Annotated in this window: 18 protein-coding genes and 1 pseudogene; 3 read left to right on the top strand and 16 right to left on the bottom strand. The window is 60.1% G+C overall.

The features are described from left to right. Window positions 1-68: 68 nt before the first annotated feature. The 16 genes and pseudogenes from Q9Q94_RS03140 to Q9Q94_RS03065 form a co-directional block, all read right to left on the bottom strand. Entirely contained in the window at window positions 69-653 is a 585-nt protein-coding gene (locus tag Q9Q94_RS03140; RefSeq protein ID WP_305978559.1) for a chalcone isomerase family protein, read from the bottom strand. A 2-nt stretch (window positions 654-655) separates the two neighbouring features. Further along, window positions 656-1,147, bottom strand: coding sequence for a DUF4442 domain-containing protein (locus Q9Q94_RS03135; RefSeq protein ID WP_305978558.1), 492 nt, complete (start codon window positions 1,145-1,147; stop codon window positions 656-658). 28 nt (window positions 1,148-1,175) lie between these two features. Then, complete coding sequence (locus Q9Q94_RS03130) at window positions 1,176-2,378, bottom strand: acetyl-CoA C-acyltransferase (protein ID WP_305978557.1); 1,203 nt, start codon at window positions 2,376-2,378, stop codon at window positions 1,176-1,178. Window positions 2,379-2,410: 32 nt separating this feature from the next. Further along, complete coding sequence (locus Q9Q94_RS03125) at window positions 2,411-4,795, bottom strand: 3-hydroxyacyl-CoA dehydrogenase/enoyl-CoA hydratase family protein (protein WP_305978556.1); 2,385 nt, start codon at window positions 4,793-4,795, stop codon at window positions 2,411-2,413. A 113-nt stretch (window positions 4,796-4,908) separates the two neighbouring features. After that, window positions 4,909-6,180, bottom strand: a complete 1,272-nt coding sequence (locus Q9Q94_RS03120) for an OmpP1/FadL family transporter (RefSeq protein ID WP_305978555.1) — start codon at window positions 6,178-6,180, stop codon at window positions 4,909-4,911. 42 nt (window positions 6,181-6,222) lie between these two features. Next, the gene (locus tag Q9Q94_RS03115) at window positions 6,223-6,606 is read right to left on the bottom strand and encodes an acyl-CoA thioesterase (protein ID WP_305978554.1); all 384 of its coding nucleotides are present in this window, start codon (window positions 6,604-6,606) and stop codon (window positions 6,223-6,225) included. After that, complete coding sequence (locus Q9Q94_RS03110) at window positions 6,603-8,564, bottom strand: 3-hydroxyacyl-CoA dehydrogenase NAD-binding domain-containing protein (RefSeq protein ID WP_305978553.1); 1,962 nt, start codon at window positions 8,562-8,564, stop codon at window positions 6,603-6,605. Before Q9Q94_RS03110 ends, Q9Q94_RS03115 begins: the two co-directional genes overlap by 4 nt. Then, window positions 8,564-9,850: an acetyl-CoA C-acetyltransferase gene (locus Q9Q94_RS03105; protein ID WP_305979475.1), complete on the bottom strand. Its 1,287-nt coding sequence runs from the start codon at window positions 9,848-9,850 to the stop codon at window positions 8,564-8,566. Before Q9Q94_RS03105 ends, Q9Q94_RS03110 begins: the two co-directional genes overlap by 1 nt. Beyond that, window positions 9,850-12,225 carry an acyl-CoA dehydrogenase gene (locus tag Q9Q94_RS03100; protein ID WP_305978552.1) on the bottom strand — a complete coding sequence of 792 codons (2,376 nt, stop codon included), beginning with the start codon at window positions 12,223-12,225 and terminating at the stop codon, window positions 9,850-9,852. The genes Q9Q94_RS03105 and Q9Q94_RS03100 overlap by 1 nt, the downstream gene beginning before the upstream one ends. Before the next feature lie 50 nt (window positions 12,226-12,275). Then, window positions 12,276-12,939 (bottom strand): annotated as a pseudogene (locus Q9Q94_RS03095) (TetR/AcrR family transcriptional regulator). A 221-nt stretch (window positions 12,940-13,160) separates the two neighbouring features. After that, window positions 13,161-13,859 (bottom strand): DUF1345 domain-containing protein, encoded by a 699-nt coding sequence (locus tag Q9Q94_RS03090; RefSeq protein WP_305978551.1) that lies wholly within the window; start codon window positions 13,857-13,859, stop codon window positions 13,161-13,163. Continuing rightward, window positions 13,856-15,043, bottom strand: coding sequence for an MFS transporter (locus tag Q9Q94_RS03085; RefSeq protein WP_305978550.1), 1,188 nt, complete (start codon window positions 15,041-15,043; stop codon window positions 13,856-13,858). The genes Q9Q94_RS03090 and Q9Q94_RS03085 overlap by 4 nt, the downstream gene beginning before the upstream one ends. Beyond that, window positions 15,040-15,252, bottom strand: a complete 213-nt coding sequence (locus tag Q9Q94_RS03080; RefSeq protein WP_305978549.1) for a hypothetical protein — start codon at window positions 15,250-15,252, stop codon at window positions 15,040-15,042. Before Q9Q94_RS03080 ends, Q9Q94_RS03085 begins: the two co-directional genes overlap by 4 nt. Window positions 15,253-15,256: 4 nt before the next feature. Beyond that, entirely contained in the window at window positions 15,257-16,195 is a 939-nt protein-coding gene (ylqF, locus tag Q9Q94_RS03075) for a ribosome biogenesis GTPase YlqF (protein WP_305978548.1), read from the bottom strand. Window positions 16,196-16,332: 137 nt separating this feature from the next. Beyond that, window positions 16,333-19,407, bottom strand: coding sequence for an efflux RND transporter permease subunit (locus Q9Q94_RS03070; protein WP_305978547.1), 3,075 nt, complete (start codon window positions 19,405-19,407; stop codon window positions 16,333-16,335). Beyond that, window positions 19,404-20,711, bottom strand: a complete 1,308-nt coding sequence (locus Q9Q94_RS03065) for an efflux RND transporter periplasmic adaptor subunit (RefSeq protein ID WP_305978546.1) — start codon at window positions 20,709-20,711, stop codon at window positions 19,404-19,406. The genes Q9Q94_RS03070 and Q9Q94_RS03065 overlap by 4 nt, the downstream gene beginning before the upstream one ends. 329 nt (window positions 20,712-21,040) lie before the next feature. Here Q9Q94_RS03065 and recA point away from each other — a divergent pair, with 329 nt between their 5' ends. From recA to lptB, 3 genes are read left to right on the top strand one after another with little or no spacing between them, the layout of a single operon-like run. Continuing rightward, a complete protein-coding gene (gene recA, locus Q9Q94_RS03060; protein WP_305978545.1) occupies window positions 21,041-22,051 on the top strand; it encodes a recombinase RecA in 1,011 nt (336 codons plus the stop codon). 9 nt (window positions 22,052-22,060) lie between these two features. After that, entirely contained in the window at window positions 22,061-22,522 is a 462-nt protein-coding gene (recX, locus tag Q9Q94_RS03055) for a recombination regulator RecX (RefSeq protein ID WP_371929811.1), read from the top strand. Beyond that, window positions 22,509-23,231, top strand: coding sequence for an LPS export ABC transporter ATP-binding protein (gene lptB / locus Q9Q94_RS03050; RefSeq protein WP_305978544.1), 723 nt, complete (start codon window positions 22,509-22,511; stop codon window positions 23,229-23,231). Before recX ends, lptB begins: the two co-directional genes overlap by 14 nt. Window positions 23,232-23,246 lie beyond the last annotated feature (15 nt).

The following is a 23,246-nucleotide window of genomic DNA, read 5'->3' as shown; positions in this document are numbered from 1 at the left end:
TCTCATCCTGATTCAGGGTCAAACAATCTTTGTCGTGAGGACAAGGCAAGACTGGTTTGACATCGAAGTTAGTTTCCGAGCAAGGCCTTCTTGAGTGAGGCTTCTACCGGTTTTTCTCCCAGCCAGATCTTCAGTAATGCGCGCCCGAGCGCCTCGCTTGCCACGGAGCCACGCGGATTTCCGTTTACCGTGACGACAAGACCCTCGTTATTTAGATCGAGGACGATGAGGTCGCCGCTTTTTGTGCTGCCGACAGTCGTGAATACCTTTTCAAGTTGCGAAATATCCGCTTGTAGTGCAGCGAGCTCTGCTTCGCTGTGATTGTCACGAAGGCCGTCTTTCAATGCGTTTAACAGAGTGCTTCCATCCAGATCACGCAGCATTCTGAGAGCCATCCGGCGAGGGGCTCTGCTCTGAATGATCGTGCCCGGATCACTGCTTTTCTGTGGCAGGTAGAGTGCTGCAACATAGATATTGAAAATGAGTCTGGTCCGAAGGCCGGCGCCGTTGAGCTGCATTTCGGTGCTGCCGGATTTGATACGATCATCGACCTGGATTCCGGCGATCTCGGCCGCTCTGCCTGCGTTGCCCGCAAGCAAGGCAGCCATGACCAAGGTGAGTACGATGTAACGGAGGGGGTTTATCTGGCGCATTGTCATTTCCTTGTTTCTCCCCGGAGCTTGCTCTTGTAATGGTGTTTGACTGCGATGTAGAGCGTGCGCTCGATAACTGCATGCACCTCGCCAGCGTCATCCTTGAGTTCGATCAGATACTGGCAGTCGAGCTCCGGCTTCTCTGCCAGCGCAGCGCGAATACGGGCGATCTCTTCGGGCGGGATACGGAAATCGCCGTACAGCGTGCTGCGTCCGGGTCTGCGGTAGCGGATGCTGGCGCTTTTGTCCCAAACGATGAAATCCGGCCCCAGTGCCCACATCAGAAGCGTGGGGTGTGGGCCGTCGGTCACGGCGAACAGGGAGCCACCAAAAAGCGAACCCACCACATTCCGTGTACGCCGGTTCAGTGGCAGGCGCACACGGATGTGGGTGATGTCCGGCGATACGTAATCGACCCGCCCGCCTGTCGCTCGATAGGCCGGGTGCAGATTGAAGCCCCAGCGGATCAAGCGCCCTTGCCATGCAGCAGGCATTCGGCGAATCCAGTCCGTTCTCATTGCATCAAACCCTTTCGAAGAGCCCCGCAGCGCCCATGCCCGTGCCAATGCACATGGTGATCAGGCCATAGCGCAGCTTCGGATCGTGCTGCATGGCGCTTGCCAGCGTAGCCACCCTGATTGCGCCGGTGGCCCCCAGTGGATGACCGAGCGCAATCGCGCCGCCCAGCGGGTTTACCTTGTCCGGATCAAGGTCGAGCGTCTTCATTACGGCGAGGGCCTGGGCGGCGAAGGCTTCGTTCAGTTCAATCCAGTCCAGTGCCTCCTGAGATATCCCTACGCTTTTCAGCACTTTTGGAATGGCCGCGATAGGCCCGATACCCATTACTTCAGGCGGGACGCCCGCTACTTCAAAGCCGCAGTATCTGGCGACGGGGGTCAGGTTGTAGCGTTTGAGTGCGGATTCGCTCATCAGCAGTACTGCTGCGGCCCCGTCTGACATCTGCGAACTGTTGCCTGCCGTGACGCTTCCTTTTACGGAGAAAATCGGCTTCAGCTTGGCGAGCCCTTCCGGCGAGCTGTCCGGGCGAGGGCCTTCATCGCTCTCGACCAGACGTTCGACCACGCGTACGGCGCTGCTGCCGAAGTCGGGCACATGCTCGCGCACCAGGTAGGGTGAAATTTCGCCGCGGAAACGTCCTGCTGCGATTGCGGCACATGCCTTCTGATGCGAGCGCATGGCCAGGGCGTCTTGCTCCTCGCGCGAGATTCCGTATTGTTGCGCGACCTTTTCGGCGGTGAGACCCATGCCGTAAGCGATGGCGATGTTTTCGCGGCGCTCGAAGAACGCCGGGTTCATCGCGACCTTGTTGCCCATCATCTGAGGCATTGCGCTCATTGACTCCGTGCCTGCCCCGATCATGACATCCGCTTCACCGAGCTGAATGCGCCGGGCGGCATCGGCGACCGCATTGACGCCGGAGGAGCAGAAACGATTGATGGTGATGCCCGGAATGGTGTCCGGAAACCCTGCCAGTAGAAGGCCGATGCGCGCCACGTTCATGCCTTGCTCTGCTTCTGGCATGGCGCAGCCGACGATGACGTCGCCGATTTCGTTCAAAGCCAGGCCCGGCGCTTTCTCGACAACGCTGCGCAATACGTGGGCCAGCATGTCGTCCGGGCGAACATTCCTGAAGGCGCCCCGGCGCTTGGCAACCGGCGTGCGCGCGACCGCGACAATGTAGGCGTCCTGAATCTGTTTGTTCATGCTTGATTCTCCTGATTTCTCGTCAAGGCCACTCAGTTGCGCAGCGGTTTGCCGACTTCCAGCATATGGATGAGGCGTGCTTTGGTTTCTGCTGTGTGCAAAAGATCGACGAAGAGCGAACGCTCCACGTCTAGAAGCCATTTTTCGTTGACCAGCGTACCGCTTTCAACATTCCCTCCGCATAGCGCTGTGGCGACGGATTTGGAAACGAGATAGTCGTGCGCCGAGATCATGCCGCCCTCACGCATGTTGACGAGCATCATCTCCAGCGTTGCGATTCCGCCGCGCCCGGCAACGGGTACGCCAGCGGGAGGAAGTCGCGGTCGGTAACCCGAGGCCGCCAGACTCAAGGCCGTCTTGCGTGCGACGTGCAGCAGCTCCTTAGGGTTATGAATGACGATGTCCTGCTCGCGAAGAAGCCCGAGTTCTTTTGCATTCCGTGCGCTCTTGGAAACGCTTCCCATGGCAATGGTCTGGAAGATTCCCTGTAGCCAGTTCATGGGATCGTTCGTGGCCGTGCGTGCCGCCATCTCCGCGCTGCGGATGGCGAATTCCTTGCATCCGCCACCGGCTGGAATCAGCCCTACGCCAACTTCAACCAGGCCGATGTAGCTCTCCAGCGCACATACGGCGCGCGTGGCGTGCATCACGATCTCGCAGCCACCGCCGAGTGCCAGACCATTTACAGCAGCAACAACGGGAACCTGTGCGTATTTGAGGGTTTGTGACATGAGCTGGAACTTGGCGACGATGCCTTCCAGGCCGACGAAATCACCTGCTTCGAGCAGGGGGCGGATCTGTTTGAGATTGGCCCCAACGCAAAATGGTGTGGTCGGTTGCCAGATCACCAGCCCGGCATGTTCGCGCTCCGCACGGTGAACGGCTTCGATGATGCCATCCAGCACGACAGGTCCGACGGCGCACATCTTGCTCTTGAAGGAGAGTACGGGGACATGCCGGCCATCGTCGTCGTCCAGCGTCCACATGCGGACTTCGTCGTTCTCCCAGAGCGTGCGACCCGGGTTCTCTTGTTCACCGGCGACTCGCTCCGGGAACAGCTGGCGTTGATAGACGGGCAGAGTCGAGCGTCCTTTGAGTGTGCCCGTTGCGGCATCAAACGAAGCGTGTGCGCCATGTACGCCACTGACTTCAAATACCCAGGGTGGCAAAGGGGCAGAACTCATTGCGCGGCCGGCTCGAATGTCTTCGTGAATGGCATCGGCGATTTCTTTCCAGCCGGCGGCTTGCCATGTTTCGAAAGGCCCATCATTCCAGCCAAAACCCCAGCGCATGGCGAGATCGATATCGCGGGCGTTGTGGGCGATATGCGCCAGATGTACAGCGACATAGTGGAATACGTCGCGGAAGACTGCCCACAGGAACTGGGCGTGCGGATGCTGGTTTGCACGGAGCAAGGCGAAGCGTTCAGCGGCGCTTTTATGTTTGAGGAGGGCAGCGACCTCGTCAGCCACCTCTGCATTACTGTCGCGATAGGCTTGCGTGGAAAGATCAAGAACCTTGATTTGCTTGCCTTCCTTGCGATAGATCCCGCCTTTGGTTTTTTGTCCCAGCGCGCCTTGGCCGATCAGCGCGGTGAGCCAGCCGGGGCTCGCGTAATAATGTGCCCACGGATCATCCGCAAGGTTGTCGGCCATGGTTTGTATGACATGGACCAGCGTGTCGAGCCCGACGACATCCGCCGTGCGATAGGTGGCACTCTTTGGTCGCCCGATGATCGGGCCGGTGAGCGCGTCGACCTCATCAAAGCCCAGTTTGAATTGATGCGTATGGTGCATGACCGCGAGCATCGAAAATACGCCAACCCGATTGGCGACAAAGTTTGGCGTATCGAGTGCGCGTATGACGCTTTTGCCCAGCGTCGAGGTGAGAAAGGATTCCAGGTGATCAAGCAGCGTCGCATCCGTGCCGTGGCAGGGGATCAGCTCGACCAGAGACATGTAGCGTGGCGGATTGAAAAAATGTACGCCGCAGAAGCGTGGGCGTAGCGATGCGGGGCAGCCTTCGGCGAGCTTGTTGATCGACAGTCCTGATGTGTTGGTTGCAAAGATTGCATCGCTGCGCAGGCACGGTGCGACTTTGCGGTAGAGGTCGAGCTTCCACTCCATTTTCTCTGCAATGGCCTCGATGATGAGGTCACACTCAGCAAGTTTGTCGAGATGCTGATCGTAGTTGGCTGCTTCGATGTGGTTTACGCGATCAGCTGTCGCGATCGGTGAGGGCTCGATTTTCTTGAGGCTGTCGATGGCCTTTCTTGCAATGCCGCTGGGGTCGCCATCCTTTGTCGACAGATCGAACAGCAGCACAGGAACTTCGGCATTTGCACAATGCGCCGCAATCTGTGCCCCCATGACGCCAGCGCCGAGAACGGCCACCTTGCGAACGATGAAATTACTCACAATATTCTCCTGCTGATGGGTGAGGCACTCCCCGGCTTGCCGCAAGCGGCACCCCGTATTTTTTTGGTTTCTGGAGTGGGGCTGCCCGTAACGAGCAGCCCTGGTTCAAGTGATCAGAACGACTGGGAGTACTGCACGCCAAGAATCGCAACGCTTCCGTCATAGCGACCGGTGACGCGGCCACGGCCCTTGGCCGACTGATCATTGTCGACGGTGGTTTCCTTGATCAGCAGGTAGGCGGCACCCACATCGATGGTGGACGTCTTGTTGAACTTGTACTGGGCGCCCAGCGACAGCCAGGTCCGGTTGTTGTCGGGGAGCGACACCAGACGGGTGTCCGCTCCACGAACCGGGGACTGGTCGTAAGCGATGCCGTACTTCATCTTCCATTGTTCGTTGAGTTTCTGGGTCGCGCCCAGGGCTGCACGCCAGGTGTTGCGGAAATGCACATCCAGGGTTTGTGCCGGTGTTGCTTGACCCGCAGAAGATCCGCTTGTACGCCAGACATCGACGTTCTGGATCTTGGCCCAGCCCGTGCGGGACAGATCGCCCAGCAGTTCCCAGTCAGGCCCCATTTTCTGTGCCACGCTCAGGATCCATGTATCCGGTAGCGTGATGTCCGCACGGGCGCTGACGTCAGGAGAGACCAACTGGTTGTCGGAAGTCAATGTTCCGGAAAGTTCGTGCTTGACGGCTGAACGATAGGAAATCCCCAGCTTTGTATCGGGACTCAGCGTAAACAATGCCCCTGCGTTCCAGCCCCAGGAGTCATTATCGGCATCAAGCGTGATCGTGGTGTTTTGAGCCAGTGAATTGATGACGGCAGCTTTTCGAACGTATTCGGCTTCCATCCGTTGCCAGTTCACCCCGGCACCCACGGACACCATGTCGTTGATGCGCCATGCCAGCGACGGGTTGATGTTGTAGGTTTTGATATCGAATTTGATGGACTGAAAGCGACCGACCCAGTCTTCGTCATACTCGGTCTTGAGGCCGAACGGTGCGCCGAATCCAAGACCCAGGTACCAGTCCTTGTTGAGAGCCCAGGACATGTAGCCGTTTGGCAGTGCTGCGATCGAACCGGCATCTCCGCCGTTGCTGCCCGTAGATGCCGGTGCGACGCTGGAGCCTTCGTTGGTGTATTTATAGCTCGGCCTGATCAGATTCAGCCCCAGTGAAAACTCTCGGTCCTGGAGTTTTGTCATGCCGGCAGGGTTGAAAAATATCGTGCTGGCGTTTTCTGCTACGGCAGCAGAGCCAGCATAGGAGTTTCCTAGCCCGCTGGCGTTTTGCTCCTGAAGCTGAAAGCCTGATGCGCTTGCTCCTTGCGCGGCCAACAATGCTGTTGCGGCAGTGATGGTGCGTGAAAGCATGGTTTTAGTCATTGCTCTGTCTCCGTGGTGGGTCGTGGTGGAATGAAGCGCATATCAAAGTGGCGGGAGGGGGCGCTTCTTCCCCGAGCCGTCGATGGCGACATAGATCAACGTAGCTTCCGTGACCTTGACGATTTTTGGATTGGCAGGATCTCTTTCTGCGTAAACCTCGACTTCTACGGTCATTGAAGTCGTGCCTTCCTTGGTGACCTGAGCATAAAAACTGACCAGATCACTGTTGAACATTGGTTCGCGAAAAACCAGTGAGTTAACCGCGACAGTCACGATGCGGCCACGTGCGCGACGCGCTGCCGGAATCGCACCGGCGATGTCCACGTGAGCCATGATCCAGCCACCGAATACGTCGCCAGCCGCATTCAAGTCCTTTGGCATCGGGAAGGTTCGAAGTACAGGTTCGCGTTGCGGAAGCTGAGTCATGCTGGATTTCCTTTTTGCGCCATATAGTTCATGGGGCCTCCCGTCCAGGGTGAAAATCCCGTGCCGAAAATGATTCCAGCATCGGCGAGATCAGGATCGTCCACTACGCCCACTGCGATACAGCGCTGTGTAGCCGTTAACAGTGGCTTGATGAGCCGTTGTGTCAGCCCTTCCGGGATGTCGTAAACCCTGGCTTTGATTGCCTTGCCTTCGAGCCATGTGTAATAGCCTGCCCCTGATTTTTTCCCGAGCTTTCCGGCCGAGACGAGCGCGAGCAACTGGGGCGGTGCATCGTCGCTGCCCGTCAGCGCTTTGCCGGCCGCCATGGCAATGTCGAGACCTACGGTATCGGCCAGTTCAATTGGCCCCATTGGCATGCCGAAGCGACTTGCCGCCGCATCCACGGTTGCGGCAGAGATGCCTTCCTCCACGCAGCGCATGGCTTCAAGCAGGTAGGGTCCAAGCACGGCATTGACGAGAAAGCCGGGGGCGCTCTTGACCGGCAGTGGCAGCTTGTCCAGTTTGTGGACGAAGCTGATTGCACGCTGAACCTGTGCCGGATCACTGGATTGACCCGCAACCACCTCGACCAGAGGCATCATCGCGACCGGGTTGAAAAAATGAATCCCCACCAAGCGGTCTGGTCGTTTCAGTGCCTGCGCAATATCTTCGAGTTTCAAGCTGGATGTGTTGCTGGCAAGCAATGCATCGGGACGGGCGCGTGATTCGATATCCTGAAACAGCGCATGCTTGGCATCCAGATTTTCGAAAATTGCTTCGATTATGACATCCGCCTGTCGAACGCCATCGCCACGCGGATCGGCAATCAGGCGGTCCAGAGCGAATCGTGCCGCTTTCCGGTCGCCCCGGAACTTCTTGCTGAAGGCTTCAGCTGCACGTCCGATGGCTGGCGCAATGCGTTCCGTCGTCTGATCCTGCAAGCTCACCGTCATTCCGCGTAGCACGCACCAGGCGGCAATATCGCCACCCATCGTGCCAGCGCCGATTACATGCACGTGCCTGGGGGCAAAGTCGCTGGGGTTTTCACTCTTTCCCAAGGCTTTTAGGCGTTGCTGCAGGAAGAAGACGCGTACCAGATTCGCTGCCGTGCCTTGTTGCAGGATGTATTCAAAGGACGATGGATGACCCGCCGGGACGGCCAGTGAATTACCCCCGAAGTTCTTCCATGTGTCGATGACGGCATAGGGAGCCGGGTAATGTTCCGGGCTGGCTTTCCCGGCGACCTGCTTGCGAGCTGCATTTGCCACAATCGCTTTCAGCGGGCCACACAACAGGGTTTGCATGAGGCTTAACTTGTGCGCAGCCTGACCGGAAAGAACAAGCATTCGTGCCGCGTTTTTCATCACGCGTGGAGGCACGCACTCATCAACCAGCCCCATCTTCTTGCCTCGTTTCGCATCGATCTGTTTGCCTGTCAGCATCATGTCAAGCGCGGCTGCTGGACCGATCAGACGCGGCAAGCGCAACATGCCACCCCAGCCTGGCACGATGCCAAGCATGACTTCGGGGAGAGCCATGCGCGTGGCTGGCTCGTCCACGGCGATTCGGTAACGGCACGCCAGTGCCAATTCCAGCCCGCCACCCATGCAGTGGCCACGGATCAGCGCCAGGGTAGGGAAGGGGAGCCCTGCAATACGGTTGAACAGATCCCAGCAGCGCTGAACGAGCACACGAACTGCCGAACCATCTGACAGCTTCGTAAACTCCTCAATGTCTGCACCCGCAATGAAGCCGGCATCCTTGCCGGAGTGGATGATGAGCGCTGAAGGCCGGTTTTTTTCCAGCGCATTAATCACTCGTGCCAGTTCGATGATGACTGCAGAACTCAGCGTATTGGTGCTGCTGTTCGCGCAATCGAGTGACAGCCATGCGATTTGCTGAGCATCGCGTTCGAGATGCCAGTTTTGCAAATTCAGTTCTTCAATACTGTTTGTCATCACAGCGCCTCCACCAGCATTGCGCCGCCTTGCCCGCCGCCGATGCAGATGCTTGCGATCCCGCGTTTGCCATTAGTGCGACGGAGGATATGCAGCAAATGTAGGACGATGCGTGCGCCACTGGCCCCCACCGGATGGCCGAGGGCGACAGCACCGCCATCGACGTTCAGGCGGCTTTCCTCCAGCGCGCCGAGAGCACCATTCAGGTCGAGCTGTTCGCGGCAATAGGTTTCATCTTTCCACGCGGACAGGCAGCCAATAACCTGTGCGGCAAAGGCTTCGTTGATTTCCCAGGCATCAAGATCATTGAGTCCCAGGTTGTTGCGCTGCAGGATCGGGGTGACTGCATGTACGGGGCCAAGACCCATCTGCTCGGGTGCGAGGCCGGCCCATTGGCTGTCTACAATCTTGCCGATCGGCTTCAGCCCGTGTGCATTGATAGCCTCTTCGGAGGCGAGAACAAGCCAGGTTGCACCGTCAGTGATCTGCGAGCTGTTGCCCGGAGTGATGGCGCCATATTTGCGGTCAAAAAAAGGTTTCAGTTTGGCAAGATTCGGCATCGATGAATCCCGGCGCACACCGTCGTCGGCGGAATATGGAGTGCCTTTTTCATTGATCAGGGGCACTATTTCTTCATCGAAATATCCGGCATCCTGTGCTGCAGCAACGCGTTGGTGACTGCGCACCGAGAAGGCATCCATGGTTTCTCTGGTGATGCCGAAGCGCCAGGCGATGTTCTCCGCTGTCTGCCCCATCATCAGACCTGCAACCGGGTCTGTCAGTCCTTTGACAATGCCGATGACGGGCGCAAGATAGCCCAGCTTGAATTGCATGAGTACGCCAAGCCGCTGACCCAGCCCCTTCGCCGCATACCAGCGAGAGAGCCAGCGGACCATTGCATCGGAAAACAGCAGCGGTGCACGTGACAGCGCATCCACGCCGCCGGCCAGAACCAGTTGCGAGCGCCCTGCCTGGATATTGGTGATGGCGGAGTCCAGGGCCTGCATGCCGGAGGCACAGTTACGCATCACCGTCCAGCCCGGCACTTTGTTGCCGCATCCCATGCGCAGTGACACCACACGCCCGATGTTTACTTCATCAGGCGAAGGCGAAGCGCAGCCCAGAATCACTTCATCCAGTTGTTCGGGCGAGAAAGGCTGGCGTGCCAGCAGGGCACGCCCGGTGATCGTCGCAATATCGGACGCCGAAAAGGGGCCGGGCGCATTCTTCGCCTTCAGAAAAGGTGAGCGCGCGCCATCAACAATATAGACAGGCTTGAAGGCCATCATGCCGCTGCTCGCTGGCTGATCTCGGGTGTCGACTCTGGGCGGATATGGGCATCTGCCTGACCGAGGCCAAAGTCCTGCGGGAAATCATCGACGCGGATTGCTTTCTGACGCAGCTCTTCGCGACGTACGAGGAGAGCCTGTTCATCCTTGCTGATAATCCCTTTGGCGCTGGCTTCCGCAATGAGTGCTTCCATGCCGCGCCCGGTGATCTGCCCGGCTTTCTGTGCTGCGCGGATGCGTCCTTCAACCGCTTCAGCCTTGATGGTGGCTTGCAGGGCAAGCTCCAGTACGGCAACCGGATCTTCTTCGTTACCGAAGTCACAGAAGCTGTCGGCAATCAGGCGGTCGCGGGTGGCCGAGGGGGTGATCAGCAATCGGGCCACTTCATGGCCCAGTTTGTCGGAGGGCACAACATACGGGCGACCCAGGGGGAAAATAATGCGCCGCAACAAGGCTGCGATGAAGCGATTCGGGAAGTTTGAGATCACTCCTTCGAAAGCATTCTGGGCTTTGAACATGGCATCCCATATTGCCCAGTGCATCAGCGGCGCGTCGGCGGCCTGACGACCTTCCGCTTCATAGCGACGCAGAGTGGCCGAGCACAAGTACATGTAGGACAGGATGTCACCCAGGCGTGCAGAAAGCTTTTCCTTGCGCTTGAGGTCTCCGCCCATGGTCAGCATCGACACATCGGAGAGAAAGGCGAAGGCTGATGAGAAGCGGGTAAGTTGCTGATAGTAGCGCCGGGTCTCTGGCGCTATTTGTGAGCCAATGGCAGGCGTGCTGGCCCAGTGTGATCCTGTCAGGCCCATGCCAAGGGTGCGCAGCGCATTACCGATGGAGAACCGGATGTGTCCCGACAGTGCACGATCGAATGCGGTCAGGCCGCGATCTGCATGATCATCCTGTGCGGCCTGCATTTCCTTGAGCACGTACGGGTGGCAGCGGATGGCGCCCTGGCCGAAGATGATCAGGCAGCGCGTAAGGATGTTTGCTCCTTCGACGGTGATGCCGATGGGAAGTTGCTGATAGGCCCGGCCAAGAAAGTTTTGCGGCCCCAGGCAGATGCCCTTGCCGCCAAGGACGTCCATGCCATCGTTGACTGACTGGCGGCCACGCTCCGTGACGTGATACTTGACGATGGCAGAGACCACCGAAGGTTTCTCGCCGAGGTCCAGTGCTCCTGCGGTCATGATGCGTGCCGCATCCGCCATGTAAAGGTTGCCGCCGATACGTGCCAGCGGCTCTTCGATGCCCTCGAACTTGCCGATAGGCATCTTGAACTGGCTGCGTACGCGGGAATAAGCACCGACAGCGCGCGCGGTGAGCTTCATCATGCCGGTATTGCAACCAGGCAGCGAGATTGAGCGACCCGCCGCAAGGCATTCCATGAGCATTCGCCAGCCTTGGCCCGCCATGGCCGGTCCGCCGATGATGAAGTCCAGCGGCATGAATACCTCCTTGCCCCAGTTCGGCCCGTTCTGGAACACCGCATTGAGCGGGAAGTGCCGGCGGCCGATGTTGACGCCAGGATGGTCGTGCGGAACCAGCGCGCAGGTAATGCCCAGATCTTCGGTGGAGCCGAGGAGTTTGTCTGGATCGTAGAGACGGAATGCGAGACCGAGAATGCTGCAGATCGGACCCAGCGTGATATAGCGTTTATCCCAAGTGACCCGCATTCCCAGCACTTCACGACCCTGGTATGTACCCTTGCACACCACGCCGAAGTCGGGAATTGATGCGGCATCCGAACCAGCCTGCGGGCTGGTCAGTGCGAAGGCCGGGATTTCCTCACCACGCGCCAGACGCGGCAAATAGAATTGCTTCTGTGCATCGGTTCCGTAATGCAGAAGCAGTTCGGCAGGGCCAAGCGAATTTGGCACCATCACACTGATGGCGGAGGCAGAACTCCGGGTTGCCAGCTTGGTAATGACCTGAGCATGACCGAAGGCCGAGAAGCCTTTTCCCCCGAACTCTTTCGGGATGATCATGCCGAGAAAGCCTTTTTCCTTTACATATTTCCAGGCCTCGGGTGACATGTCCTGATGCTGATGGGTGGTTTCCCAGTCATTCATCAGGCGGCACAGTTCCTCGGTTTCGGTGTCGAGAAAACTCTGTTCCTCGCTGCTCAGACGAGGCCACGCGTAGCCCAGCAGCTTCTCCCATGTTGGCTTGCCGGAGAACAGTTCGCCCTCCCACCACACCGTGCCGGCTTCCAGCGCGGTGCGTTCGGTGTCGGACATTGGCGGGAGGATCTTTTTGTATACAGCAAAGAGTGGCCGGCTGATCAGGGCACGCCGCAGAGGTGCGATGCCGAGCAGGGCGACTGGCAAAGCGATCACCAGAACGATCAGAACTATCAGTGTGTGCATGCTTGTCTCTCTTGGTTTGGATGGATGCGAGCCGTCATTGCGGCACGCTGTTATTTGGAATTGCTGGGCAGTGGTGCGCGCAAGCCTCCCAGCAGAAAAGACATCAGGCGGGGAAGCAGCAACTCGGGGCTGTGTGCTTTTTCACCTTCGGAAACTTGCCAATCGGTCACCAGATCCAGCGCGTCGGTGCCGGCAATGGCGTAGGGTGGCGCCGAGCATGAAGTGCAGGCGCCACACGATTTCGGCTTTCGGGACCTCCGGCAGCGACCGGTAGAGTGCGTTCTTGCAGCGTTCCAGCACATCGCTGTATTCGGCGGCGAAAAGGGTGCGGATCATGTCGCTGGGGTTGCTAAGGTTGCGCCCGAGCAAGCGCAGGAAAGTCTGGCCGCCCTGATTGGGTTCGTTGCCCATGCGCAGCAAGGTGCCGAAAAAAGCGTCGACAATCTGCGACGGCTTCAAGGCCTGGTCGCCAGCCTCTGCTTCCATGGCGTCGAGAACGCGAAGGCGCTCCCCATTCAGCCATTCCAGACGACGTTTGAAGACGGCTTGAAGCAGTGCTTCCTTGGAGCCGAAGTGATAGTTGGTTGCCGCAAGATTGGCCTCCGCCTCGCTGGCGATCTGACGCATCGAGGTGCCTTCAAAGCCGTTGGCCATGAACAGCCGTTCGGCTGCATCGAGGATGCGGATGCGTGTTTCGGTAGGAGCAGTGGTCATGTTGTGTGTTTGATTCAAACGTTCGTTTTAATTCTAGGAGGGTCATGTCCATAAGGCAATATTCAGGGAAACCCGAATACGGTTGCGTATGGATCCAGTACTGCGCGTCAGGTGCCACGAGTGCTATGGCGATCACGTGCCACGAGGTAAGCCGGTGATTTCACCTGCGGCGCTGTGGGCGTCTGGTTTTCTGGTGGAGGCAGAGCGGCGCTGGAGGGAGCTTAAAGCAGGCCCGATGCGATATTGATGGTGAGCGCCAGCACCGTGGTGTTGAAGGCATAGGCCAGCACGCAATGGCACAGGCCGATGCGGCGCAGATGCGGCGAGGTGAAACTCACGTCAGCGGTCTGGCCGGAGGTGCCGATCACCGCAGCGAAGTAGATGAAATCCAGATAGTCCGGATTTTCGGTATCGGGAAACAGCAGACCACTGTTGCCGTTCTGACCACGGTCGCTGTAGAAATCATGGGCGTAATGCAGTGCAAAGATCAGGTGCACGAAAGCCCAGGCGCTGGCCATCGTCAGCACGGCCAGCGCGATGTGGGCATACTTGAGCAAACCGTGCAGATCCCGTGCAAGGGCGAGTTGCACGAAGATCGCGACCAGACAGGCCAGGGTGGCCAGCACCACGCTGGCCAGAATCATCCGCCGCCCTTCGTCTTCGATCCGGGCACGCCAACGCATGTGTGCCGGAGTGGCGCGTGCGATCATGATCACCGCCAGCAGCAGATAGCTGCAGGCTCCGGCATTCCAGGCCAGCAGCAGGCGGGTGGTCGGGTGGGGTGCCCAGCTGGCAGGCAGCAGGATCAGCAGCAAACCGGCGATCAGTGCCGAGGAAAACAGGCGCGGACGAGCGTGTATTACCCGCAGTACGAGGCTGCGCTGGTGCAAGGAAGTTTTCGCACTGGATGGCTCGTTCATGATTTTTTCTCCGGGTGGCAGGCGAGCACCGCACAGGCCAGCACGCAGAACCCCGCACCTGCACTGAAGGTCAGACCGGCGCCGGACAGATCCCACAGCAGGCCGGCGATCACACTGGCCAGCAGCATCGTGAGACCGCTCATGAGGTTGAAGAAACCATAGGCGGTGCCGCGCAGATCCGCAGGCGCGGTATCGGCCACCATGCTTGCCAGCAGGCCTTGTGTCATGCCCATGTGAATACCCCACAGCGCCACACCGCCGAGCACCACGCTCCAGTGGCTGCTCGCCGCCAGCACGATATCCGCAGCGATCAGCATGAGCAGGCCCAGCGCAAGCAGGCGGGCGTGGCTCATGCGGTCGGAGAGCTTGCCGAAGGGATAGGCACTGGCAGCGTAGACCAGATTCATCGCCACCATCACCAGCGGCACCCATGCAATGGGCATTCCGCTCTGCTGGGCGCGCAGCACCAGAAACGCTTCGGAGAAGCGCGCCAGCGTGAACACGGCACCGACGCCGACGACCCACCAGTAGTCGCGGCTCAGCCGGCGCAGGTTGGCACGGCTGATCGGATTGGCGCGCCGCACGCCTTGATGCTCAGGCTCCTGCACACCGACGAAGAGCAGGGCAACGGCCAGCAGCCCCGGAATCACTGCCACCCAGAACACCGCCCGGAAATCATTGGCCCACAGCAGCATCAGGCCCACGCCCAGCAGCGGACCGAGAAAGGCGCCGATCGTATCCAGCGACTGGCGCAGACCAAAGGCGGCGCCGCGCAGTTCGGGCGGGGCGATGTCTGCCACCAGCGCGTCGCGTGGTGCGCCACGCACGCCCTTGCCGACGCGGTCGATCAGGCGGGCGCCCAGTACCAGTCCGACGCTTGGAGCCAGCGCAAACAGGGGTTTGGAGAGTGCGCCCAGCGTGTAACCGCACAAGGCCAGCAGCTTGCGCCGACCGAGATAGTCACTGAGCACGCCGGAGAACACCTTGACGATCAGCGCCGTGGATTCTGCCAATCCCTCGATGATGCCGACCGACAGTGCACTCGCCCCGAGCACTGTCACCATGAACATCGGCAGCAGGCTGTGGATCATCTCGGAAGACACATCCATCAGCAGACTCACACAGCCCAGCACCCAGATCCCGCGCGGAATCTGGCGCAGCGTGGAGTGGGCGGCAGACTTCATGACCAGTCCCTGAACCAGTAGACACCGGCGCAGAGGGCAAGGCCGATGCCGTACAGCAACCAGGTTTCGGACACGAACCAAGTGTAGGCCATCAGGGTGAGGCCGATACCGATGAGCGGAAAATTGACGACGCGTTTTCCGTACATGAAAACCGCAGCACCGATCAGGCCGAAAAGCAGGTTGGCAAACAGCGCAGACGGCGTGGGCATCCGTTTACTCGTCGGTCGGAGGCTCTGCGGGCAACGGGGCATCCGCGCGCGGTCCTTCCTGCTTGCGCAGCTCCAGCAGGCGGGCGTGCTCGGCGAGCATGGCGTCGCGCGTTTCCGGGGTTTCCAGGCTGACACGGCCGAGCTTGCCGTCGCGGTAATCCTGCAGGAAGACCAGCGCGGCTTTCTCCAGATCCAGCCCGCCGCCTTTCAGGCGCATGGCGCGGCGCTTGGCGACGGCTTCGATCACGGCAACGCCATCCATGCCTTTGATATCGAAGCCGTAGCGCTCGGTCAGGTGCGTCGGGTAGCGGGCGAGCAGCAGATTGGCGAGGAAGGTGGCAACTTCTTCGTCGATCACCGCGTTGCGACCGATGGCGTGGCTGGCGGCGAGCATGTAGCCGTCGCTGTCGTAAGCAATCTTCGGCCACATCATGCCCGGGGTGTCGACCAGCACATGGCGCAGGTCGATCTCGCCGCGCACCTGCGATTTGGTCACTGCCGGTTCGTCGCCCACTGCCGAAAGCTTGCGGCCGAGGAGCGCGTTCATCAGCGTGGATTTGCCGACGTTGGGGATACCCATGATCATCATGCGCAAAGGTTTGACGTTGTCGTTGCGGTGCGGTGCCAGCGGGCGGCACAGGCCGGGCACGCGGGCCACGTCGCTGGCTTTTTTGCACGACAGGGCCACCGCCTTCACGCCGGGCTGACGGTTGAAGTAGTCGAGCCAGGCCTGGGTGGCCGCCGGGTCGGCCAGATCGGCCTTGTTGAGGATCTTCAGGCAGGGGCGCTGGCGATGCGCACGCAGCTCCTGAATCATCGGGTTGCAGCTCGCAGCGGGCAGGCGTGCGTCGACGACCTCGATCACGACGTCGATGTTTTCCATGGCTTCGCCGGCTTTCTTGCGGGCGGAAGTCATGTGTCCGGGGAACCACTGGATGGCCATTATTTCGGTGCTTTCAGGAAATCAGGCCGGATTGTCCCACGCCGCGAGGGTTTGCGGCGGGCTGCCTGAAGAGCCGCGCGGGGCGGGCATCTTCAGGCGACCGTGCTGAAGAGGCTTGCCAGACGCGGCTCTTCGGCTCAGTGCTTGGGCGTGTCTTTGACCAGCCCAAGCCTGTGCTGCAACCAGTCAAACGACAGATACAGCGCCGGAGTGACGTAGAGCGTGATCATCTGCGAGAAGATCAGGCCACCGACAATCGCCACACCCATCGGCTGGCGGAGCTCGGCGCCGGCGCCGATACCCAGCGCGATGGGCAGGGCGCCCATGATGGCGGCCAGGGTGGTCATCATGATCGGGCGGAAACGCAGGCGGCTGGCGGCGCGAATGGCGTCGTGCGGCGACATGTGCTCCTTGCGCTGCGCTTCGAGCGCGAAGTCGATCATCATGATGGCGTTCTTCTTCACGATGCCGATCAGCAGCAGGATGCCGACCATGGCGATGAAGGTCAGCTCCAGCCCGGCGAGTTGCAGCGAGAGCAGCGCACCGACGGCCGCCGAAGGAATGCCGGCCAGGATGGTGATCGGGTGGATCCAGCTCTCATAGAGTACGCCGAGCACCACGTAGATCACTGCGATGGCGATCAGGATCAGCCATAGCTGGCTGGTTTGGGATTCCTGATAGACCGCTGCGTCGCCGGCGAAGGAGCCGAAGACGTTGGCGGGCATGGCCATCTCGCCCTTGATCTTCTTCACTTCGTCGATGGCTTGCGACAGGGTCACGTCGGGCGCGAGGTTGAATGACAGCGTGACTGCTGCGATCTGCCCCTGATGGTTCACCGAATTGTTCACGGCGGCCCGCTCCATGCGCGAGAAGGCGGTCACCGGTACGAGCTGGCCGGTCTTCGAGCGTACGCGCAGGAATTCCATGCCGCCTTCGTCGGCGCGGAAGGCTTCGGCCCATTGCAGGATGACGGGGAAGTTGTCCTGCGGGGCGTAGATGGTCGTGACCTGACGTTCGCCGAAAGAGGCATTCAGCACATTGCGCAGGCTCTGCATGTCCACGCCCAGCGCCAGCGCCTGATCGCGGTCGATGATCAGCTTGGCCTGCACCGCGCGGCGTTCGGCATCAGAGTTGATGTCCTTGAGCAGCGGCGACTCGCGCAGCTTGCGCTGCATCTGTTCGGCCCAGTTGGCGACCAGGTCGTAGTCGACCGATTGCAGGGTGTACTGGAAGCGCGCGTTCGAGCTGCGGCCGCCGATGCGCAGATTCTGGATCGCCGAGAAGGATATCTGTGCGCCGGGAATGTCCGCAGTGTCCTTGCGCAGTGACTCCAGTACGTCTTTCATCTTCGCGCGCTCTTTCTGCGGCTTGAGAGTGATGAAGATGAAGGCGCGGTTGTTGCCGCCGGCATTGGAGACGACATCGAGCACATTCGGGTTCTGGCGGATCCTGTCGTCGATCTTCATGGTCAGTTCGCGCATCGCCGGCCAGGAAATATCCTGTGCCGCGGTGATCGGTGCGCGGACCTGGCCGATGTCTTCCTCGGGGAAGAAACCCTTGGGCATGATCTGGTAGAGCGCGACGGTGGCGATGCAGGTCACCAGCGCCAGCAGCAGCATCAGCCAGCGGTGCTTGAGGGTCCAGCCTAGGCTGTGGGTGTAGGCGTCGAGCACGGCATTGAAACCGCGCTCGAAGGCGCGGCTCCAGGCGGGGGCATGCTCGGCTTCGTCCGGGTGATGGTGGATGAAGCGCGCAGCCAGCATCGGGATGATGGTCAGCGCAGCGACGGCTGACACCGAGATGGCCAGGGTGACGACCACGGCGAACTCGTGGAACATCAGGCCGATGGTGCCGGGCATGAAGAAGATCGGGATGAACACGGCGATCAGCGACACCGAGATCGAGATCACCGTGAAACCCACTTCGCGTACGCCGCGCACGGCCGCCGGGAAAGGCTTCACGCCGTTCTCGATGTGACGCACGATGTTTTCCAGCACCACGATGGCGTCATCCACGACGAGACCGACGGCAATCGTCAGGCCCATCAGCGAGATGTTGTCGAGGCTGTAGCCGAACCACAGCATCAAGCCGAAAGTGCCGAGTACCGAAGCGGGCAGCGAGACCGACGGAATCAGGGTGGCGGAGATCCGGCGCAGGAACATCAGGATCACCAGCATCACCAGCGCCACGGTCAGCAGCATGGTGAGGTTGACGTCGTGAATGGAGTCGCGGATCGAGATCGAGCGGTCGTTGAGGATGTTGATGTCGACCGAGGCGGGCAGCTGGGCCTGCAGTTTCGGAATCGCTGCGCGCACGGCATCCACCACGGCAACCGTATTGGCACTGGGCTGGCGCAGCACCTGCAGATTGATGCCGCGCTTGCCGTTCACCCAGGCCGCGTTCTTGATGTTCTCCACGCTGTCGATGACTTCGGCCACATCGGCGAGGCGCACCGGCTGGCCGTTCTTGTTGGCCACGATCATGCGCGCGAAATCGGCGGCGTTCATGAGCTGGTCATTGGCGGTGATGACCAGCGTCTGACGTTTGCCTTCGAGCGAACCCATCGGGGTGTTGGAGTTGGCGGCGGCCAGTGCCGTCGACAGCTCACCGATGGACAAGTCACGCGCAGCAAGTTTGGCCGGGTCCACCGTGACACGCACGGCGTAGCGCTTCTGCCCGTTGATGCTCACCTGGGCGACGCCTTCGAGGGTTGCCAACGTGGGCGAAATCAGGTTGTCGGCGAAATCGTTGAGCTGGTCCAGTGACAGCGAAGGCGAATCCAGCGTGATGAACAGCACCGGGTCGTCCGCAGGATTGACCTTGCGGTAACTCGGCGGATTGGTCATGTCCTTCGGCAGCTGGCGATTGGCACGCAGCAGCGCAGCCTGCACGTCGACGGCCGCGGCATTGATGTCCAGCGAGGGAATGAACTCCAGCGTGATGCGGGTGCTGCCGAGCTGGCTCGTCGAGGTCATCATCTTCAGACCGGCAATCGTCGAGAATTGCCGTTCGAGGATGGTGGCGACCGAGTTCGCCATGGTCTCCGGATTGGCGCCGGGCAGGCTGGCGCTGACTTCGATGATCGGCTGGTTGAACGAGGGCAGGGCTGCGATGGGTAGCTTGAACCACGCAGCGATGCCGCCGAGCATCACTGCCAACCACAGCAGGGTGGTGGCGACCGGGCGGTGGATACTCTGTTCCGTGAACTTCATTGTGCAGCAGCCTTGCCTGAAGAGCCGCCTGCAGCCTTGTTCTGCGGTATGCCTGCCTGCGGAGCTGCGCTGGAAGCGGCTTCGCGGGCTGCCTCTCCGGAGACGGGCTTCCCACCCCGCTTGCCACGGCTTTCTCCCTTGTCACCGCTTTTCGCTTCCGTGACCTTGCTGCCCGGGCGCAGGTTCTGGCCGCCTTCCAGAACCACCTTGACGCCTGCCGGCAAGCCTTTGATTACCGCCTTCTCGCTGGCAATGCGCAGCAGCTCGACCGGCTTGGCCTGTGCCGTGCTTTCTTCGTCGATGACGTAGACAAGGCGGCCGTTCGGGCCGTTGATCACTGCCTGGGCGGGCAGCACGGTGGCGTCCGGAATGCTGCCGGCTTCCACCTTCACCGAGACGTACTGGCCGGGCCACACGCTGCGTTTGCTGTTGTCCAGCTTCGCCTTGACCAGCAGCGTGCCCGAAGCGCGATCCACATTGCTGTCGACGAAGATCACTTCGCCCGGCAGCTTGTCCTGACTGCTCGTGCTGGCGCTGAGCTTGACCGGCCCCTTGCGCATGGCGTCGAGCAGGGCAGGAACATCGCGTTCCGGCAACGAGAAGGTGACGCCGATCGGGTTCATGCGGGTGAGCTTGACCAGTGATCCGGCGGTGGAGGTCGAGGTGACCAGACTGCCCGGGCGCACGTTGATCAGGCCAGCGCGCCCATCGAAAGGCGCATGGATACGGGTGTAGGACTGGCTGACCCTGGCCTGCTCCAGCGCAGCGCGGGCTTGCGTGAGATTGGCGATGGCCGTGTCAGCCTTGCTGCGCGTGGTGTCCAGCGCGGAAGGCGCAATGAAATTCTTGTCCGAGAGTTCCTGGCTGCGTTTCAGATCACGCTGCGCAATGCTCAGCGCGGCTTCGGCACTGGCCACACCTGCGGCTGCCTTGCCCACATTGGCCTCATCGTCACGGGCGTCCAGCGAGAAGAGCAACTGTCCCTTGCGGACTTCGTCGCCTTCCTTGAAATGAATCTGGGTGATCATGCCGCTCTTCTGCGGGCGCACATCCACCTCGTCGAGCGCCAGCACATTGCCTTGCGCTTCGAGCAGCAAGGGGACGTTCTCGATCCGGCTGGTGGTGGTGGTGACAATTTGCGGCCGGTTGCCGCGCCCGGCATTGCCTTTGGCCTCTGCCGCAGGCCGGGATTCGCCGCTGGCGGGGGCCGACGCCTCAGGGCCGGCAGGGGAGTTCTTGTTCTGGCAGGCTGACAGCAACAGGCATACAGCGGAAAGCAACAGGGCAAGCGTGTAGCGGGGCATCAAACTCGACTCGGCGTTATCCGCAGAGGCGCCATGGCTATGGATGGTCAGGAGACGGAGCAGCGGAAGCGAATCATCCTGCATGCACGCTATCGCGCCAAGAGGCTTTACCCACCTTAACCCGGAAATGTGAAGAATTCGGCATGGCATAGGGGCGTTCTGGATGTGGGTTTGAGTTTGAATGCGGAGTGTCTGTTGCGTCCTTCTTGCGCCAAAGTAAAGATGGTGTATATTTGTACAGTAATTAACGCAGAGCCTGCGGGCAAGCCGCAAACGCGTTGCAGCAAGCTCTGTGCCATAATCATTCCGACCATTCAGTGAGGTTATCCATGGACGACAACAAAGCCAAAGCGCTCGCCGCTGCACTGGCACAAATCGAGAAGCAGTTCGGCAAGGGCTCCGTCATGCGCCTGGGCGATGGCGAGGTGGAGGCCATCGAATCGGTGTCGACCGGTTCGCTGGGTCTGGACATCGCACTGGGTATCGGCGGCCTGCCGCGTGGGCGTGTGGTTGAGATTTACGGTCCGGAGTCCTCTGGCAAGACAACCCTGACCCTGCAGGTGGTTGCCGAGATGCAGAAAATGGGCGGTACGGCAGCGTTCATCGATGCAGAGCACGCACTGGACGTGGGATATGCCCAGAAGCTGGGTGTGAACGTATCGGATCTGCTGGTGTCGCAGCCGGATACCGGCGAGCAGGCTCTGGAAATCGCCGACATGCTGGTGCGTTCCGGCGGGATTGATGTGGTGGTGGTCGACTCGGTTGCCGCACTGACGCCGCGCGCGGAAATCGAAGGTGAGATGGGCGACCAGCTGCCTGGTCTGCAGGCACGTCTGATGAGTCAGGCACTGCGCAAGCTTACCGCCAATATCAAGCGTACCAATACCCTGGTCATCTTCATCAACCAGATCCGCATGAAGATCGGGGTGATGTTCGGCAACCCGGAAACCACCACCGGTGGTAACGCACTGAAGTTCTACTCTTCCGTGCGTCTGGATATCCGCCGTACCGGCACGATCAAGAAAGGCGACGAAGTCATTGGTTCCGAGACCAAGGTCAAGGTCGTCAAGAACAAGGTTGCTCCTCCGTTCAAGGAAGCCCACTTCGATATCCTGTACGGCGAAGGCATTTCGCGTGAAGGCGAAGTCATCGATATGGGCGTAGAGCACAAATTCGTCGACAAGAGTGGCGCCTGGTATGCCTACAATGGCGAAAAGATTGGCCAGGGCAAGGATAATGCGCGCGAATTCCTGCGCAATAATCCAGCCATCGCGGTGGAGATCGAGAACAAGATCCGCGAAGCGGTGGGTGTGATTGCCGTGCAAGTGAAGGCGGAGTAAGCCCCGCCTGTGAGCAAGAAGCCCGTTCCGTCGCTAAAGGCCACCGCCTTGCGTTTGCTCTCCATGCGGGAGCATTCGCGGGTGGAGTTGCGACGCAAGCTCAAGGCCAAAGCGCAGGAAGGCGAGGACGTGGAAGCCGTGCTGGATCGCATGGCTGAAACCGGTCTCCAGTCTGATCAGCGCTTCGCCGAAGGCTGGGTACGCACGCAAGGCGGACGTGTAGGCATTGAGCGCCTGAGGCGTGAGCTGGCAGAGCGTGGTGTGAGCAGTGAGGTGGCTGCCGCGGCGCTTGGCGAAGGTCTGATTGAAGACGAACTGACGCGTGCCCGTGATGTGTGGGCAAAGAAATTTGGAGTGCTGCCGCAGGATCAGAGTGACTGGGGACGCCAGGCGCGTTTCATGCAGTCGCGCGGGTTTGCGGTGGATGTGATCCGGAAATTGTTGAAAGAACCGTTTGATGAGTCTGCTTAGGGTCACCAGCCTGAAAAAACGCTACAAGTCGCGCACCGTTGTGCATGACGTGTCCTTCCAGGTGGGCAGTGGAGAGGTTGTCGGTTTGCTTGGCCCGAACGGCGCGGGCAAGACCACCTGTTTCTACATGATCGTCGGGCTGGTGCGTGCCGATGGTGGCAGCATCCATCTGGATGGCACGGACCTGACCCACTGGCCGATCCACAAGCGTGCCCACCAGGGGCTCTCCTATCTGCCGCAGGAAAACTCGGTTTTCCGCAAACTCACCGTGGCCGAAAACATTCTGGCCGTGCTGGAGTTGCAGAAACTCGGCAAAACCGAACAGGACCGGCGACTTGATGAACTCCTCGACGAACTGAACATCGGTCATCTGCGTGAGGCAACCGCCATGTCGCTTTCTGGCGGCGAGCGTCGTCGGGTGGAGATTGCGCGTGCGCTGGCGACCCGCCCGCGCCTGATTCTGCTGGATGAGCCCTTTGCCGGGGTAGACCCGATTGCGGTGCTGGATATCCAGAAGATCATCAGTTACCTGAAGGCGCGTGGCATCGGAGTGTTGATTACCGACCACAATGTGCGCGAAACACTGGGTATCTGCGATCATGCTTACATCATCAATCTGGGCGAGGTTCTGGCTGGCGGAACTCCGGAGGACATCGTGCAGAATGATCAGGTGCGTCAGGTCTATCTTGGCGAGCATTTCCGTTTGTAAACTCTTTCTCCGGGC

It is taken from the genome of Uliginosibacterium sp. 31-16 (genome assembly GCF_030730865.1).
Lineage (GTDB): Bacteria > Pseudomonadota > Gammaproteobacteria > Burkholderiales > Rhodocyclaceae > Uliginosibacterium.
The sequence above is the reverse complement of the archived record's forward strand: the minus strand, read 5'-3'. Positions and strand labels throughout refer to the sequence as shown.